The 16,841-nt window shown below is 58.9% G+C and carries 13 protein-coding genes; 9 read left to right on the top strand and 4 right to left on the bottom strand.

The features are described from left to right. Window positions 1–38 precede the first annotated feature (38 nt). Window positions 39–827 (top strand): TenA family transcriptional regulator, encoded by a 789-nt coding sequence (locus IF654_RS08655; RefSeq protein WP_047275344.1) that lies wholly within the window; start codon window positions 39–41, stop codon window positions 825–827. 77 nt (window positions 828–904) lie between these two features. On the opposite strand, the gene IF654_RS08660 is transcribed toward IF654_RS08655, so the two are convergent. The 4 genes from IF654_RS08660 to IF654_RS08675 all read right to left on the bottom strand — a co-directional run bounded on the left by IF654_RS08660 (window position 905) and on the right by IF654_RS08675 (window position 4,459). After that, window positions 905–1,645, bottom strand: coding sequence for a YciK family oxidoreductase (locus IF654_RS08660; protein ID WP_083333915.1), 741 nt, complete (start codon window positions 1,643–1,645; stop codon window positions 905–907). A 45-nt stretch (window positions 1,646–1,690) separates the two neighbouring features. Continuing rightward, window positions 1,691–2,362, bottom strand: coding sequence for an N-acetylmuramic acid 6-phosphate phosphatase MupP (mupP, locus tag IF654_RS08665; protein ID WP_047275340.1), 672 nt, complete (start codon window positions 2,360–2,362; stop codon window positions 1,691–1,693). 3 nt (window positions 2,363–2,365) lie between these two features. Next, window positions 2,366–3,064 (bottom strand): bifunctional 2-polyprenyl-6-hydroxyphenol methylase/3-demethylubiquinol 3-O-methyltransferase UbiG, encoded by a 699-nt coding sequence (gene ubiG / locus IF654_RS08670; protein WP_047275338.1) that lies wholly within the window; start codon window positions 3,062–3,064, stop codon window positions 2,366–2,368. Between the two features lie 63 nt (window positions 3,065–3,127). Beyond that, entirely contained in the window at window positions 3,128–4,459 is a 1,332-nt protein-coding gene (locus tag IF654_RS08675) for a TRZ/ATZ family hydrolase (RefSeq protein ID WP_194862582.1), read from the bottom strand. Between the two features lie 108 nt (window positions 4,460–4,567). On the opposite strand from IF654_RS08675, the gene mtnA reads away from it, so the two are divergent. The 8 genes from mtnA to rpsA all read left to right on the top strand — a co-directional run bounded on the left by mtnA (window position 4,568) and on the right by rpsA (window position 16,774). Beyond that, window positions 4,568–5,644 carry an S-methyl-5-thioribose-1-phosphate isomerase gene (gene mtnA, locus IF654_RS08680; RefSeq protein WP_047275390.1) on the top strand — a complete coding sequence of 359 codons (1,077 nt, stop codon included), beginning with the start codon at window positions 4,568–4,570 and terminating at the stop codon, window positions 5,642–5,644. A 273-nt stretch (window positions 5,645–5,917) separates the two neighbouring features. Beyond that, window positions 5,918–8,581 (top strand): DNA gyrase subunit A, encoded by a 2,664-nt coding sequence (gene gyrA / locus IF654_RS08685; RefSeq protein ID WP_047275335.1) that lies wholly within the window; start codon window positions 5,918–5,920, stop codon window positions 8,579–8,581. A 149-nt stretch (window positions 8,582–8,730) separates the two neighbouring features. Beyond that, a complete protein-coding gene (gene serC, locus IF654_RS08690; protein WP_047275388.1) occupies window positions 8,731–9,816 on the top strand; it encodes a 3-phosphoserine/phosphohydroxythreonine transaminase in 1,086 nt (361 codons plus the stop codon). After that, window positions 9,816–10,910, top strand: coding sequence for a prephenate dehydratase (gene pheA / locus IF654_RS08695; protein ID WP_047275333.1), 1,095 nt, complete (start codon window positions 9,816–9,818; stop codon window positions 10,908–10,910). Before serC ends, pheA begins: the two co-directional genes overlap by 1 nt. Window positions 10,911–10,921: 11 nt before the next feature. Beyond that, window positions 10,922–12,034, top strand: coding sequence for a histidinol-phosphate transaminase (hisC, locus tag IF654_RS08700; RefSeq protein WP_194862581.1), 1,113 nt, complete (start codon window positions 10,922–10,924; stop codon window positions 12,032–12,034). A 28-nt stretch (window positions 12,035–12,062) separates the two neighbouring features. After that, window positions 12,063–14,270, top strand: a complete 2,208-nt coding sequence (locus tag IF654_RS08705; protein WP_047280465.1) for a bifunctional prephenate dehydrogenase/3-phosphoshikimate 1-carboxyvinyltransferase — start codon at window positions 12,063–12,065, stop codon at window positions 14,268–14,270. Continuing rightward, window positions 14,267–14,956, top strand: coding sequence for a (d)CMP kinase (cmk, locus tag IF654_RS08710; RefSeq protein ID WP_047275329.1), 690 nt, complete (start codon window positions 14,267–14,269; stop codon window positions 14,954–14,956). The genes IF654_RS08705 and cmk overlap by 4 nt, the downstream gene beginning before the upstream one ends. A 123-nt stretch (window positions 14,957–15,079) precedes the next feature. Further along, the gene (gene rpsA / locus IF654_RS08715; RefSeq protein WP_016780248.1) at window positions 15,080–16,774 is read left to right on the top strand and encodes a 30S ribosomal protein S1; all 1,695 of its coding nucleotides are present in this window, start codon (window positions 15,080–15,082) and stop codon (window positions 16,772–16,774) included. Window positions 16,775–16,841: the final 67 nt, after the last annotated feature.

Raw genomic sequence — 16,841 nt, forward strand, 5'->3', positions numbered from 1 at the left:
GCAGGTCTGTCTAATCACCTCTCAAAAGGAACCCGATTGTGATCGATACATTTGTTCGTACTGGCCCGCTCATGGAAGCCACCAGTTATCCGCAATGGGCTCAGCAGCTGATTCGTGACTGCGCGCCGAGCAAACGCCGGGTCGTGGAGCATGAAATTTATCAACGCATGCGCGACAACACGATCAACCCCAAAACCATGCGCATGTACCTGATCGGTGGCTGGCCGGTTGTCGAGCAATTCTCGCTGTACATGGGGCATAACCTGGGCAAAACCCGCTATGGCCGCCACCCCGGCGAAGACATGGCGCGTCGCTGGCTGATTCGCAACATTCGCGTCGAACTCAACCATGCCGATTACTGGGTGCATTGGGCGCGTGCCCATGATGTGAGCCTGGACGACATGATCGCCCAGGAGATCCCGGCAGAATTCCAGGCATTGAACGACTGGTGCTGGCACACGTGTACGGCGGACTCGCTGGCGGTCTCGATGGCAGCGACCAACTACGCCATTGAGGGCGCCGTGGGTGAATGGTCAGCAGTGGTCTGTTCCAGCACGGTGTATGAGGACTCATTCCCGCAGGAGGGGCGCAAGCGCGCCATGAAGTGGCTGAAGATGCATGCTCAGTACGATGACGAGCATCCCTGGGAAGCCCTGGAGATTATTTGCACGCTGGCCGGCTTGAACCCGAGCGAGGCGCTGCAAACTGAACTGCGTAAAGCGATTTGCAAAAGTTATGACTACAAATACCTGTTCCTGCAAAGCTGCCTGCAGTACGAGAAGGCGCCCGTGGCGCGCGAGCGCCTGGAGATGGTCGAGGCCGGTTAAGGCGTTTGATTTGAACGTGAGCGCATAAAAAAACCGCAGGTCGCGTACAGCGCAACCTGCGGTTTTTTACTTGACGCTTACTGCGCGTCGAAGGCCTGACCGTTTATGCCGGTGCTGTCCGGGCCCATCAGGTACAGGTACACCGGCATGATCGCTTCGGGCAGCGGGTTGTTTTCCGGGTTTTCGCCCGGGTATGCCAACGCCCGCATGCTGGTGCGGGTTGCGCCCGGGTTGACGCTGTTGGCGCGAACCGGCGCGATGCCGTCCACTTCGTCGGCCAGGGTTTGCATCAAACCTTCGGTGGCAAACTTGGACACGCCGTACGCCCCCCAATAAGCCCGGCCTTTGCGACCCACACTGCTTGAAGTGAAGATCACCGAAGCGTCCTGCGACAGCTTGAGCAGCGGCAGCAGGGTGCTGGTGAGCATGAACATGGCGTTGACGTTGACCTGCATCACGCGCATGAAGTTCTCGCCCGACAACTGCTCCAAAGGCGTGCGCGGCCCGATGATCGAGGCGTTGTGCAGCACGCCGTCCAGGTGACCGAATTCGCTTTCAATCATGGCGGCCAGTTCGTCGTACTGATGTGGCTGTGCCGTTTCCAGATTGAACGGGATAACCGCAGGCTGCGGGTGGCCAGCGGCTTCGATTTCGTCGTACACCTGGCTCAGATTGGCCTCGGTTTTGCCCAGCAGCAGCACCGTGGCGCCATGGGCTGCGTAGGTTTTGGCGGCGGCAGCGCCGATGCCCCGGCCAGCGCCGGTAACGAGAATGACGCGGCCCTGAAGCAGGTCGGGGCGGGCGGTGTAATCAAACATATAAAGCCTCTACGAGAAGATGGGGTCTAAGGCGGCGCTTGCTGCTTAGCAACTGCACATCGCGTTATCCAATACTTTGCGCAAATCGCAGGGGTGATCGACCACGACGTCAGCGCCCCAGTGATCCGGGTTGTCGTCGGGATTGATATAGCCAAAGCGCACGGCGGCGGTCTTGGTGCCTGCATCGCGGCCCGATTCGATATCGCGCAGGTCGTCACCGACGTACAGCACGCTGGCCGGGTCGAGATCGAGCATCTTGCACGCCAGTGTCAGCGGCTCGGGGTCCGGTTTGCTGCGCGTGACATGGTCCGGGCAGATCAGCAGTGCCGAGCGCTCGGCCAGCCCCAGCCGCTCCATGATCGGCTGTGCAAAGCGCACCGGTTTGTTGGTGACGACGCCCCAGATCAGGTGTGCTTTTTCGATGTCGGCCAACAGCTCGGCCATGCCATCGAACAGCCGCGTGTGAACGGCGCAATTGTGCTGGTAGCGTTCCAGGAACTCCAGGCGAAGGGCTTCGAACCCCGGGGACTCTGGGTCCATGTTGAACGTCACGGCTACCATGGCGCGTGCGCCGCCGGAGATTTCGTCGCGGATCAGCTTGTCAGCGATAGGTGGCAGGTCGCGTTCGGCCCGCATCGCCTGGCAGATGGCAATGAAGTCCGGCGCGGTATCGAGCAGGGTGCCGTCCATGTCAAAAAGAACTGCTCTTAAACGCATGGGTTACTCCTCGCGCAGGGTCTGAATCATGTAGTTGACGTCGACGTCCGACTCCAGCTTGTAATGCTTGGTCAGCGGGTTGTAGGTCAGGCCGATGATGTCTTTGACGCTCAGTCCGGCCTGACGGCTCCATGCGCCCAGCTCGGAAGGGCGAATGAACTTCTTGAAGTCGTGGGTCCCGCGCGGGATCAGCTTCATGATGTATTCGGCGCCAATGATCGCGAACAGATAGGCTTTCGGGTTGCGGTTGATGGTGGAGAAGAACACCTGGCCGCCCGGTTTGACCAGACGATGGCAGGCGCGGATGACCGAGGCCGGATCGGGCACGTGCTCAAGCATTTCAAGGCAGGTGACCACGTCGAACTGCTCTGGCATTTCTTCGGCCAGCGCTTCGGCGGTGATCTGGCGGTAATCCACTTCCACGCCGGACTCAAGTTGATGCAGGCGGGCTACGGCCAATGGCGCCTCGCCCATGTCGATGCCCGTCACCTGGGCGCCGCGCTGGGCCATGGATTCACTGAGAATGCCGCCGCCGCAGCCCACGTCGAGGACTTTTTTGCCGGCCAGTTGCACGCGCTCGTCAATCCAGTTGACGCGCAACGGGTTGATGTCGTGCAGTGGCTTGAATTCGCTCTCACGGTCCCACCAGCGATGGGCAAGCGCTTCGAATTTGGCGATCTCGGCGTGGTCAACGTTGCTCATGGGTCAATCCTCTAAAACTGAAAAATCCGGGTAATGCGGCGGGCTGACACCCCCGCGTGGGTCTCAATGGGTGTGGCTGGCGATGCGCTCGCCCCAGGCTTTGGCGTTCGCGATCAGCTGTTGTTCATCCAGGCGGGTCAGGCGCCGGTCTTCGACCAACTGCTTGCCGCCCACCCACAGGTGCTGGACGCAGTCCCGACCTGTGGCGTAGATCAGTTGCGACACGGGGTCGTAGACCGGCTGCTGGGCCAGCCCGCTCAAGTCGAAAGCCACCATGTCTGCATATTTACCGAGTTCAATGGAGCCGATATCGCTTTCAAGGCCCAAGGCGCGGGCGCCGTTAAGGGTCGCCATGCGTAACGCGCGGTGAGCGTCAAGCGCCGTGGCCGAGCCTGCGACGGCCTTGGCCAGCAAGGCAGCGGTGCGGGTTTCGCCCAACAAATCGAGGTCATTGTTACTGGCCGCGCCATCTGTGCCTACCGCCACATTCACCCCGGCCTGCCATAAACGCTCGACCGGGCAAAAGCCACTGGCCAGTTTCAGATTGGACTCGGGGCAGTGAATCACGCTGGCGTTGCTTTCTACCAGCATCGCCAGGTCGTCATCGCTGATCTGGGTCATGTGAACGGCTTGGAAGCGCGGACCCAGCAACCCCAGGCGAGCGAGGCGGGCCAGCGGCCGCTCGCCCGTGTGCGCCAGCGCCTGATGCACCTCATGGGCGGTTTCGTGCACGTGCATATGAATCGACGCGTCCAGCTCATCGGCCACCACGCGGATTTTTTCCAGGTTCTCGTCGCTGACGGTGTAGGGCGCATGCGGGCCGAAAGCGATTTTGATCCCTGGATGAAATTTAAGGTCGCCAAACAGTTCCACCGCCTGGCGCAACGACTCGTCCGCCGAACTCGCGCCGGGGATCGGGAAGTCGAGGATCGGAATCGCGACTTGCGCGCGGATGCCGCTTTCATGAACACGGTCGCAGGCGACCTTGGGGAAAAAGTACATGTCGCTGAAGCAGGTGATACCGCCTTTAAGCTGTTCGGCAATCGCCAGGTCGGTGCCGTCGCGCACGAACGCTTCGTCGACCCACTTGCCCTCGGCGGGCCAGATATGGTCTTGCAGCCAGGTCATGAGCGGCAGGTCGTCGGACATCCCGCGAAACAGCGTCATGGCTGCATGGCCGTGGGCGTTGATCAGCCCCGGGCAAAGCAGATTGTCGGGCAGCTCGCGGGTCTGGACGGCGGTGAGCTTCAGGGCGGTTGCGCGCGGGCCGATGAACACGATGCGCCCGTCACGAATACCGACACCGTGGTCCTTGAGTACGACGCCGGCCGGTTCGACAGGCACCAACCAGGTTGGCAACAGTAATAAGTCGAGGGGCGCAGTCGCAGTCGGCATCGAAAAGGGTGTCCAGTGCTTTATAAAAAGGAGGCGAAGTATACCCGAGCGTCTTGCTGGAGGGCTCGCTATAATCGGCGGCTTTGTTTCTGGGTGATGGGGGAAGGCATGCGCGATCGACTGTTGTCGGCGGAAAAGGTGAAGGCCATCGACTGGCGGGGCGAGGCCCTGTATCTGTTGGATCAGCGTATTTTGCCGTTCGAAGAAAGCTGGTTGCCCTACACCAGCGCTGAGGGTGTCGCGCAGGCCATTCGCGACATGGTGGTGCGTGGCGCGCCGGCGATCGGTATCGCCGCCGGCTACGGCGTGGTGCTCGCTGCACGCACGCGCAAGGCGGCTGGCGGTGATTGGGTGGCGGCGCTGGAAGCCGACTTTTTGCTATTGGCTGATTCGCGGCCGACGGCGGTCAATCTGTTTTGGGCGCTGAACCGTATGCGCGAGCGCCTGGCCCGCGTGCAGCATCGCGAGGATGCGCTGGAGGCGCTCGAAGCCGAAGCCCTGGCCATTCACGACAGTGATCGCGAAGCCAACCTGACCATGGCGCAACTGGGTGTCGATGTGATTCGTCGGCATCAAGGCAACGCCCAGGCGGTGTTGACCCACTGCAATACCGGTGCGCTGGCGACCGGCGGTTTTGGTACGGCGCTGGGGGTGATTCGTGCGGCCTTCCTAGAAGGCATGATTGAGCAGGTCTATGCCGATGAAACCCGGCCGTGGCTGCAAGGTTCGCGCCTGACTGCCTGGGAATTGGCCAATGAAGGGATTCCGGTGACGTTGAATGCCGACTCGGCGGCGGCGCATATCATGAAAACCAAAGGGGTGACATGGGTGATTGTGGGGGCTGACCGCATCACGGCAAACGGCGATGTGGCGAACAAAATCGGCACCTACCAGTTGGCCGTCAATGCCATGCACCATGGCGTGCGGTTTATGGTGGTCGCCCCTAGCTCGACCATTGACATGGCGCTGGACAGCGGTGAGTCGATCCCGATCGAGGAGCGGGACGGCGAAGAATTGCTGAGCGTGGGCGGCAAGCGCGTGGGCGCGCAGGTGTCAGCGTTCAATCCGGTGTTTGACGTCACGCCCGCGGACCTGATCGATGTGATCGTGACCGAAAAGGGCATCGTCGAACGTCCGGATGCCGCCAAAATGGCCCAGTTAATGTGTCGCAAACGGCTGCATTAAGACGCTCTCGGCTCCCCAGAGCGCGTTTAAGCCGATAATTGGTGCGCTTACTGTGTGCCATGCGCATCTGGGGGATAGGTGCGTGGCGGCGATTGTGATAACATCCGGCGGTTTCCAGGGTGGCCCGTAGGGGTTGCCCTTAATGCGCAAATCCGTGTCATAACTCGTTGATTTGTCGTAAGTCGTTGCTTGGCACGTGGCCAGCATCGGCGAGCTTCGTTCGTCCCGAATGGATGTGGCGAAGTTTCACCCGAAAAAGGAATCAGGCTTCTCATGGGCGAACTGGCCAAAGAAATCCTCCCGGTCAATATCGAAGACGAGCTGAAACAGTCCTACCTCGACTACGCAATGAGCGTAATTGTCGGGCGGGCACTGCCTGATGCACGCGATGGCTTGAAGCCCGTGCACCGGCGTGTGCTGTTTGCAATGAGCGAACTGAACAACGACTGGAACAAGCCGTACAAGAAATCTGCCCGTGTGGTCGGTGACGTAATCGGTAAGTATCACCCGCATGGTGATACTGCGGTGTACGACACCATCGTTCGAATGGCTCAGCCATTCTCCCTGCGCTACCTGCTGGTAGACGGTCAGGGTAACTTCGGTTCGGTCGACGGCGACAACGCCGCCGCCATGCGATACACCGAAGTGCGCATGACCAAGTTGGCCCACGAACTGCTGGCCGACTTGCACAAAGAGACCGTGGACTGGGTGCCGAACTACGACGGCACGGAAATGATCCCGGCGGTCATGCCAACCCGTATTCCCAACTTGCTGGTCAACGGCTCCAGCGGTATCGCCGTGGGCATGGCCACCAACATTCCCCCGCACAACCTGGGTGAAGTGATCGACGGCTGCCTGGCGCTGATCGACAACCCTGAGCTGAGCGTCGATGAACTGATGCAGTTCATCCCTGGGCCGGACTTCCCGACAGCGGCCATCATCAACGGCCGTGCCGGCATTATCGAAGCCTATCGCACCGGTCGTGGCCGTATTTACATGCGTGCTCGTTCGATCATCGAAGACATCGACAAGGTCGGTGGTCGCCAGCAGATCGTGATCACCGAGCTGCCTTACCAGTTGAACAAGGCGCGTCTGATCGAAAAGATCGCCGAACTGGTCAAAGAGAAGAAGCTCGAAGGCATTACCGAGCTGCGCGACGAGTCCGACAAAGACGGTATGCGTGTCGTGATCGAGCTGCGTCGCGGTGAAGTCCCGGAAGTCATCCTGAACAACCTGTATGCCCAGACACAGCTGCAAAGCGTGTTCGGCATCAACATCGTGGCCCTGATCGACGGTCGTCCGCGCATCCTGAACCTCAAGGATCTGCTGGAAGCCTTCGTGCGCCACCGCCGCGAAGTCGTTACCCGCCGTACGGTATTCGAGCTGCGCAAAGCTCGCGAGCGCGGTCACATCCTTGAAGGTCAGGCCGTTGCACTGTCCAACATCGACCCTGTGATTGCCCTGATTAAAGCGTCGCCTACGCCGTCGGAAGCCAAGGAAGCGTTGATCAGCACGCCTTGGGAGTCCACTGCCGTGGTGGCCATGGTCGAGCGCGCAGGTGCCGATTCCTGCCGTCCGGAAAACCTGGACCCGCAATACGGCCTGCGTGATGGCAAATACTTCCTGTCGCCTGAGCAGGCTCAGGCCATTCTTGAGTTGCGTCTGCACCGCCTGACCGGTCTTGAGCACGAGAAGCTGCTGGCCGAATACCAGGAAATCCTGAACCAGATCGGCGAGCTGATCCGTATCCTCAACAGCGCTGTGCGCTTGATGGAAGTGATTCGCGAAGAGCTGGAAGTGATCCGCGCCGAATACGGTGATGTGCGTCGTACTGAAATCCTGGATGCCCGTCTCGACTTGACGCTGGGCGACATGATTCCGGAAGAAGAGCGTGTGGTCACCATTTCCCACGGTGGTTACGCCAAGACCCAGCCACTGGCGGCTTATCAGGCTCAGCGCCGTGGCGGCAAGGGCAAGTCGGCTACCGGTGTCAAGGATGAGGACTACATCGCTCACCTGTTGGTAGCCAACAGCCACACCACGCTGTTGCTGTTCTCCAGCAAAGGCAAGGTGTACTGGCTCAAGACCTATGAAATTCCGGAAGCCTCCCGTGCAGCCCGGGGTCGTCCGCTGGTCAACCTGCTGCCGCTGGATGATGGCGAATACATCACCACCATGCTGCCGGTCGAGGAATACACCGAAGGTCACTTCATCTTCATGGCCACTGCCAACGGCACTGTGAAGAAGACCCCTCTGGAAGCCTTCAGCCGCCAGCGCAGCGTCGGCCTGATCGCCCTGGAACTGGATGAAGGCGACGTGCTGATCAGCGCCGCGATCACTGACGGCGAGCGCGAAGTCATGCTGTTCTCCGATGGCGGCAAGGTGACGCGCTTCAAAGAGTCTGACGTGCGTGCCATGGGCCGTACGGCGCGAGGCGTGCGCGGCATGCGTCTGCCGGAAGGCCAGAAGCTGATTTCGATGCTGATTCCTGAAGAGGGCAGCCAGATCCTGACGGCTTCGGCGCGTGGTTATGGCAAGCGCACCCCGATCAGTGAGTTCCCTGAATACAAGCGTGGCGGTCAGGGCGTGATTGCCATGGTCAGCAACGAGCGCAATGGCCGTCTGGTCGGTGCGGTTCAGGTGCTGGACGGTGAAGAGATCATGCTGATTTCCGATCAGGGCACTCTGGTGCGTACCCGGGTCGATGAAGTATCGAGCCTGGGACGTAACACACAGGGCGTCACCTTGATCAAGCTGGCAAGCGATGAAACGCTGGTCGGGCTTGAGCGGGTTCAGGAGCCTTCGGAAGTCGAAGGCGAAGAACTCGAAGGTGAGGGCGAAGACGGTATCGAGATCGAAGGCGAGGTCCTCCGGGACGGCGCTGACGACGAGCAACCGCTAGAGGCTGCCGCTGACGAAGAAGCACCGCAAGAATAAGCGGACACACAGGGGGCGGATGAGAATTCGCCCCCTTGTTGTTTGTCCCGTATGAAAAATCGGCATCCCCGTGGGCGCGGTCTCGCGTTCAACCGCAGTGCCGAGAACCGATTTATTGCATGACCCACCAAATCAGAGCGAGAGTGGATGTGAGCAAACGAGCCTATAACTTCTGCGCAGGTCCAGCTGCGCTTCCTGAAGCTGTCCTGTTGCGTGCCCAGTCCGAGTTGCTCGACTGGCATGGCAAAGGCCTGTCGGTCATGGAAATGAGCCATCGCAGCGATGAGTTCGTGTCCATTGCCACCAAGGCTGAGCAGGACCTGCGTGACCTGCTGTCTATCCCCTCGAACTACAAGGTTCTGTTTCTGCAAGGCGGCGCAAGTCAGCAGTTTGCTCAGATCCCGCTGAACCTGCTGCCGGAAAATGGCAAGGCCGATTACATCGACACGGGCATCTGGTCCCAGAAGGCCATTGAAGAAGCGTCGCGTTTTGGTGCGGTCAATGTGGCTGCCACGGCCAAGCCTTATGACTACTTCGCGATCCCGGGTCAGAACGAGTGGAATCTGAATAAGGACGCGGCCTATGTGCATTACGCGCCTAACGAAACCATTGGTGGTCTGGAGTTTGACTGGATTCCGCAAACCGGTGATGTGCCACTGGTGGCCGACATGTCCTCTGACATCCTGTCGCGCCCTGTGGATGTATCGCGCTTTGGCATGATTTACGCCGGCGCGCAGAAAAACATCGGTCCGAGCGGCATCGTGGTCAATATCATCCGTGAAGACCTGCTGGGGCGTGCGCGCTCCATCTGCCCGACGATGCTTGATTACAAGGTCGCGGCCGATAACGGCTCGATGTACAACACGCCGCCGACCCTGGCGTGGTACTTGTCTGGCCTGGTGTTCGAGTGGCTGAAAGAGCAGGGTGGCGTAGAAGCCATTGGCAAGCTCAATGAAGTGAAAAAGCGCACGCTTTACGACTTCATCGATGCCAGCGGCCTGTACAGCAACCCGATCAACAAGACCGACCGCTCGTGGATGAACGTCCCGTTCCGTCTGGCCGATGACCGTCTCGACAAACCGTTCCTGGCGGGTGCCGAGGCACGCGGCCTGTTGAACCTTAAGGGTCACCGTTCGGTAGGCGGTATGCGGGCTTCGATCTATAACGCTGTGGACATCAACGCCGTCAATGCGCTGGTGGATTACATGGCGGCGTTCGAGAAGGAACACGGCTAATGTCCGAACAGGAACTTAAAGCCCTGCGTTTGCGCATTGACAGCCTGGATGAAAAGGTCCTGGAGCTGATCAGTGAGCGTGCGCGCTGCGCGCAAGAGGTCGCGCGCGTCAAAATGGGCTCGCTGGCGGAGGGCGAGGTGCCGGTGTTTTACCGGCCTGAGCGTGAGGCGCAGGTACTCAAGCGGGTGATGGAGCGCAACAAAGGCCCGCTAGGTAACGAAGAGATGGCGCGCTTGTTCCGCGAAATCATGTCGTCGTGCCTGGCGCTGGAGCAGCCGCTTAAAGTGGCTTACCTGGGGCCTGAAGGGACCTTCACGCAAGCCGCCGCAATGAAACACTTCGGTCATGCCGTCATCAGCAAGCCAATGGCTGCCATCGATGAGGTGTTTCGTGAAGTGGCGGCCGGGGCAGTGAATTTTGGTGTGGTGCCGGTGGAAAATTCCACTGAAGGGGCCGTTAACCACACGCTGGATAGCTTCCTTGAGCACGATATGGTGATTTGCGGCGAGGTTGAGCTGCGCATTCACCATCACTTGCTGGTGGGCGAGAACACCAAGACCGACAGCATCAGCCGTATCTATTCCCATGCCCAGTCGCTGGCCCAGTGCCGCAAGTGGCTGGACGCGCACTATCCGAACGTCGAGCGTATTGCTGTATCGAGCAACGCCGAAGCGGCCAAGCGCGTGAAAGGTGAGTGGAACTCGGCAGCCATTGCTGGCGATATGGCAGCGGGCCTCTACGGGTTGACGCGACTGGCCGAAAAGATTGAAGACCGCCCGGACAACTCCACGCGGTTCTTGATGATCGGCAATCAGGAAGTGCCACCGACCGGTGATGACAAAACATCGATCATTGTGTCCATGAGCAACCGGCCGGGTGCGCTGCATGAGTTGCTGGTGCCGTTTCATGAAAACGGCATCGATCTCACGCGCATCGAGACGCGTCCCTCGCGCAGTGGTAAATGGACTTACGTTTTCTTCATTGACTTTGCTGGCCACCACCGAGATCCGTTGGTCAAAAGCGTGCTGGAACAGATCAGTCAGGAAGCGGTAGCACTCAAAGTGTTGGGTTCCTACCCGAAAGCGGTTCTTTAAGGCGATTTCACATGAGCGGTGATTTTCTCGCCCTGGCATTGCCGGGCGTGCAACAACTTTCGCCTTACGTCCCAGGCAAGCCTGTGGACGAGCTGGCGCGCGAGCTGGGGATTAACCCGGACACGATCGTCAAGTTGGCGAGTAACGAAAACCCGTTGGGGCCCAGCCCTAAAGCGTTGGCGGCTATTGGCGACGCGCTGGCAGAGCTCACGCGTTATCCCGATGGCAACGGTTTCGCCCTCAAGACATTGCTGGCAGAGCAGTGTGGCGTCGAGCTGGATCAGGTCACGCTGGGGAATGGTTCCAATGACATTCTGGAATTGGTGGCGCGAGCCTATCTGGGGCCGGGCCTGAATGCCGTCTTCAGCGAGCATGCGTTTGCGGTGTACCCGATCGTCACGCAGGCTGTGGGTGCGCAAGCGCGCGTAGTGCCAGCCAAAGCTTGGGGCCATGACCTGCCCGCCATGCTGGCCGCGATCGACGAGTCCACGCGAGTGGTGTTCATTGCCAACCCGAACAACCCGACCGGGACCTGGTTCGATGCGAATGCGTTGAACGAGTTTTTGCAGGATGTTCCGCAACGGGTGCTGGTGGTGCTGGATGAGGCCTACATCGAATACGCGGATGGCGGCGATTTGCCAGATGGTCTGGAATTTCTGTCTGCTTATCCGAACCTGCTGGTATCACGTACCTTCTCCAAGGCTTACGGCTTGGCGGCATTGCGTGTGGGTTACAGCCTGTCAGCGGCCGGCGTGGCAGATGTGCTGAACCGCGTGCGTCAGCCCTTCAACGTCAACAGTCTGGCATTGGCGGCTGCCTGTGCTGCGTTACGCGATGTGGAGTATCTGGCACAAAGCCGGCGTCTGAACCAGGCCGGTATGCAGCAGTTGCAAGATGGTTTCCAGGCGCTGGGTCTGAGCTGGATTGCGTCCAAAGGCAATTTCATTGCGCTGGATGTAGGGCAAGACGCAGCGCCCGTGTATCAGGGGTTGCTGCAGGAGGGGGTGATTGTGCGCCCTGTCGCCAACTACGGCATGCCGAACCACCTGCGCATCACCGTGGGGCTGCCCGCTGAAAACACCCGCTTGCTTGAAGCGTTGACCAGGGTTCTTGCTCGTGGGTGATGTCATCTCGAAACAGTCGGCCAAGCCCTTGGTGGGCCGACTGGTAGTGGTCGGATTGGGGCTCATCGGCGGCTCCTTTGCCAAGGGGCTGCGTGAAAGCGGGTTGTGCGTGGAAGTGGTCGGCGTCGATCTCAATGCTGCATCCCGTGCCCTGGCCGTAGAGCTGGGCGTGGTTGATCGCTGTGAGGCGGATCTGGCAGTAGCCTGCCGCGGCGCTGATGTGATTCAGTTGGCGGTGCCGATCCTGGCCATGGAAAAAATGCTCGCTCAATTGGCGGGCATGGATCTGGGCCAGGCCATCCTGACCGATGTCGGCAGCGCCAAAGGCAATATTGTGCGCGCAGCTACTCAAGCGTTTGGCAGCATGCCGCCGCGCTTTGTCCCGGGTCATCCGATTGCGGGCTCTGAGCAAAGTGGGGTAGAAGCGTCAAATGCGCGTCTGTTCGAGCGGCACAAAGTTATTTTGACCCCGGTAGCCGACACGGACCCCGGAGCGCTCAAGGTTGTGGATGCGATGTGGCGCGCCCTTGGGGCTGACGTCGAGCACATGCAGGTTGAGCGTCACGATGAAGTCCTTGCGGCGACTAGCCATTTGCCACACTTGCTGGCATTTGGTCTGGTGGATTCTCTGGCCAAGCGCAACGAGAATCTGGATATTTTTCGCTACGCTGCGGGTGGCTTTCGCGATTTCACAAGAATCGCGGGCAGCGACCCGGTGATGTGGCATGACATTTTCCTCGCCAATCGCGAGGCAGTGCTGCGCACATTGGATACATTTCGCACAGATCTCGACGCCTTGCGCGACGCGGTCGATGCAGGGGACGGGCATCAATTATTGGGCGTGTTCACACGCGCCCGTGTTGCTCGCGAGCATTTCGGTAAAATCCTGGCCCGCCGGGCATATGTGGACCCTATGAATACGAATGATCTGATTTTCCTGGCAAATCCTGGTGGACACGCAACCGGCCGCATCCGTGTACCAGGCGACAAGTCCATTTCCCACCGCTCGATCATGCTTGGCTCGCTGGCTGAAGGCACGACCGAAGTGGAAGGGTTCCTTGAAGGCGAAGATGCGCTGGCAACATTGCAGGCTTTTCGTGACATGGGCGTGGTCATTGAAGGGCCGCATCAGGGGCGCGTCACGATTCACGGTGTCGGGCTGCACGGCCTGAAAGCGCCACCGGGGCCTATTTATCTGGGCAATTCCGGCACCTCGATGCGCTTGCTGTCAGGTTTGTTGGCGGCGCAACCGTTTGATACCACCCTGACCGGGGATGCCTCGCTGACCAAGCGTCCAATGAATCGCGTGGCCAATCCATTGCGTGAAATGGGCGCCGTCATTGAAACCGCCGCCGAAGGGCGTCCGCCAATGACGATTCGAGGCGGGCATGCGCTCAAGGGCATGAATTACACCCTGCCGATGGCAAGTGCCCAGGTTAAGTCCTGTCTGCTACTGGCTGGCTTATACGCTGAAGGCAAGACCTCGGTGACCGAGCCTGCACCAACCCGCGACCATACCGAGCGCATGCTGCGTGGCTTCGGCTATCCGGTGACAGTCAACGGTGCCACTGCTTCTGTTGAGTCAGGCCATAAGCTGACAGCAACACACATTGAAGTGCCGGGTGATATCTCCTCCTCTGCGTTTTTCCTGGTTGCCGCTTCGATCGCTGAAGGTTCGGATCTGGTGCTTGAGCATGTCGGGATTAATCCGACCCGTACCGGTGTGATCGACATTCTGCGTTTGATGGGGGCCGATATTACCCTCGAGAACCTGCGCGAGGTGGGTGGCGAGCCGGTTGCAGACCTGCATGTGCGTGCAGCGAAGCTCAAAGGTATCGACATCCCGCAAGCATTGGTTCCACTGGCTATTGACGAGTTCCCGGTATTGTTTGTGGCGGCTGCGGTGGCAGAAGGCCGGACTGTACTGCGAGGCGCTGAAGAGTTGCGCGTGAAGGAGTCGGACCGTATTCAGGTGATGGCTGATGGCTTGCAAGCACTGGGCGTAAAGTGCGAGACGACCCCGGACGGCATCATCATTGACGGTGGCGCGATAGGGGGCGGCGAAGTCCATGGCCATGGTGATCATCGTATTTCGATGGCGTTCAGCGTGGCTTCGTTGCGTGCCACTGCACCTATTCGCATCCATGACTGCGCAAACGTTGCCACGTCCTTCCCCAACTTCCTGGCGCTGTGCAAGCAGGTCGGCATGAATGTCGCTGAAGAGGCGCAGTCGTGAATCCGTTGGCGCCGGTGATTACCATTGACGGACCGAGCGGTTCGGGTAAAGGCACCGTAGCGGGGCGGCTGGCCACGGAGTTGGGCTGGAAGCTGCTGGATTCAGGTGCCTTGTATCGTCTGCTGGCGCTGGCAGCCCGGGATCATGGTGTCGCGCTGAATGACGAGACGTTGCTGCAGCAGTTGGCGGCGCATCTGGATGTGCAGTTCGTCGGAGCGACAAATGGTCAACCTGCCAAGATCATCCTGGAGGGGACGGATGTCACACTGGATATTCGCAATGAAGCGGTAGCGGCGGGTGCATCCGCTGTGGCGGCGTTGCCCGCTGTTCGTGAGGCTTTGCTGCAGCGTCAGCGAAATTTTAAGGAGTTGCCGGGCCTGGTCGCAGATGGGCGTGATATGGGGACGGTAGTTTTTCCGGACGCTCCGCTCAAGATCTTCCTCACCGCCAGCGCCGAAGAAAGAGCGAGGCGTCGCTACTTGCAGTTGAAGGCAAAGGGCGATGATGTTAGTCTCCCGGGTCTGCTGGACGAGATACGTGCCCGCGATCAGCGTGATACGCAGCGTGCAATAGCCCCGCTCAAGCCGGCGGCTGATGCCATACAGCTTGACTCTACGGAGTTGTCTGTCGAGCAGGTGCTTGAACGCATCAGAAGTGAAATCGCCCTGCGCGATATCGCTGGATGACCAAGAAAGCATGCAGGAGACCAGAAATAGTCCTGTATGCCTTCTTTTATATGAACGTAACCCACATTGTCTGGAATGTGGCAGATGGGCGTATTCCTTCGCCCTTATTCAACAGGAATTAAAATGAGCGAAAGCTTTGCAGAACTCTTTGAAGAAAGCCTAAAAACCCTGAATCTTCAGGCTGGCTCGATCATCACCGCTATCATCGTTGATATCGATTACCAAGCTGGTTGGGTTACCGTTCACGCTGGTTTGAAGTCTGAAGGCCTCATCCCGCTGGAGCAGTTCCACAACGACGCTGGCGAACTGAACATCAACATCGGTGATGAAGTTCACGTTGCGCTGGACGCGGTCGAAGACGGCTTTGGCGAAACCAAACTGTCCCGTGAAAAAGCCAAGCGCGCTGAATGCTGGATCGTTCTGGAAGCAGCCTTCGCAGCAGAAGAAGTGGTCAAGGGCGTTATCAACGGTAAGGTTAAAGGCGGCTTCACTGTCGACGTTAACGGCATCCGTGCGTTCCTGCCAGGTTCTCTGGTTGACGTTCGTCCAGTGCGCGACACCACGCACCTGGAAGGTAAAGAGCTGGAATTCAAGGTCATCAAACTTGACCAGAAGCGCAACAACGTTGTTGTTTCGCGTCGCAGCGTACTGGAAGCAGAGAACTCGGCAGAGCGCGAAGCGCTGCTGGAATCCTTGCAAGAAGGTCAGCAAGTTAAAGGTATCGTTAAAAACCTCACCGACTACGGCGCGTTCGTGGATCTGGGTGGCGTTGACGGCCTGCTGCACATCACTGACATGGCGTGGAAGCGCATCAAGCATCCTTCCGAAATCGTCAACGTTGGCGACGAGATTGATGTAAAGGTTCTGAAGTACGATCGCGAGCGCAATCGTGTTTCCCTGGGCCTCAAGCAACTGGGCGAAGATCCATGGGTTGCTATCAAAGCCCGTTACCCAGAAAGCACTCGCGTTACCGCTCGTGTTACCAACCTGACTGACTACGGCTGCTTCGCTGAGCTGGAAGAAGGCGTTGAAGGTTTGGTACACGTGTCCGAAATGGACTGGACCAACAAAAACATCCACCCTTCGAAAGTCGTACAAGTCGGCGACGAAGTGGAAGTTATGGTTCTGGACATCGACGAAGAGCGTCGTCGTATCTCCCTGGGCATCAAGCAGTGCAAATCTAACCCATGGGAAGATTTCTCTGGCCAGTTCAACAAGGGCGATAAAATCTCCGGCACCATCAAGTCGATCACCGATTTCGGTATCTTCATTGGTCTGGACGGCGGCATCGACGGTCTGGTTCACCTGTCCGACATCTCCTGGAACGAAGTGGGCGAAGAAGCCGTACGTCGTTTCAAGAAGGGCGACGAGCTGGACACCGTTATCCTGTCTGTTGACCCAGAGCGTGAGCGCATCTCCCTGGGTATCAAGCAGCTGGAAAGCGATCCGTTCTCCGAGTACGTACAAGAGAACGACAAAGGCGCAATCGTTAAGGGCATCGTGAAAGAAGTTGACGCTAAAGGCGCCATCATCACTCTGGCCAACGATATCGAAGCGACTCTGAAAGCCTCCGAAATCAGCCGTGACCGCGTTGAAGACGCGCGCAATGTTCTGAAAGAAGGCGAAGAAGTAGAAGCCAAGATCATCAGCGTTGATCGTAAGAGCCGCGTAATCCAACTCTCCATCAAGTCGAAAGATGATGCTGAAGAGAAAGAAGCAATCCAGAGCCTGCGCGACAAGCCAGCTACCTCTGACATTGCTGCTGGTCCGACCACTTTGGGCGACCTGCTGCGTGCACAAATGGAAAAGCAGAACTAAGTTCTGATTGACCATTAAAAAGGGCGACTTCGGTCGCCCTTTTTTGTGCGCGCGAGTTTGATAGTGT

The organism is Pseudomonas lundensis (assembly GCF_015377145.2).
GTDB classification, from domain to species: domain Bacteria; phylum Pseudomonadota; class Gammaproteobacteria; order Pseudomonadales; family Pseudomonadaceae; genus Aquipseudomonas; species Aquipseudomonas lundensis.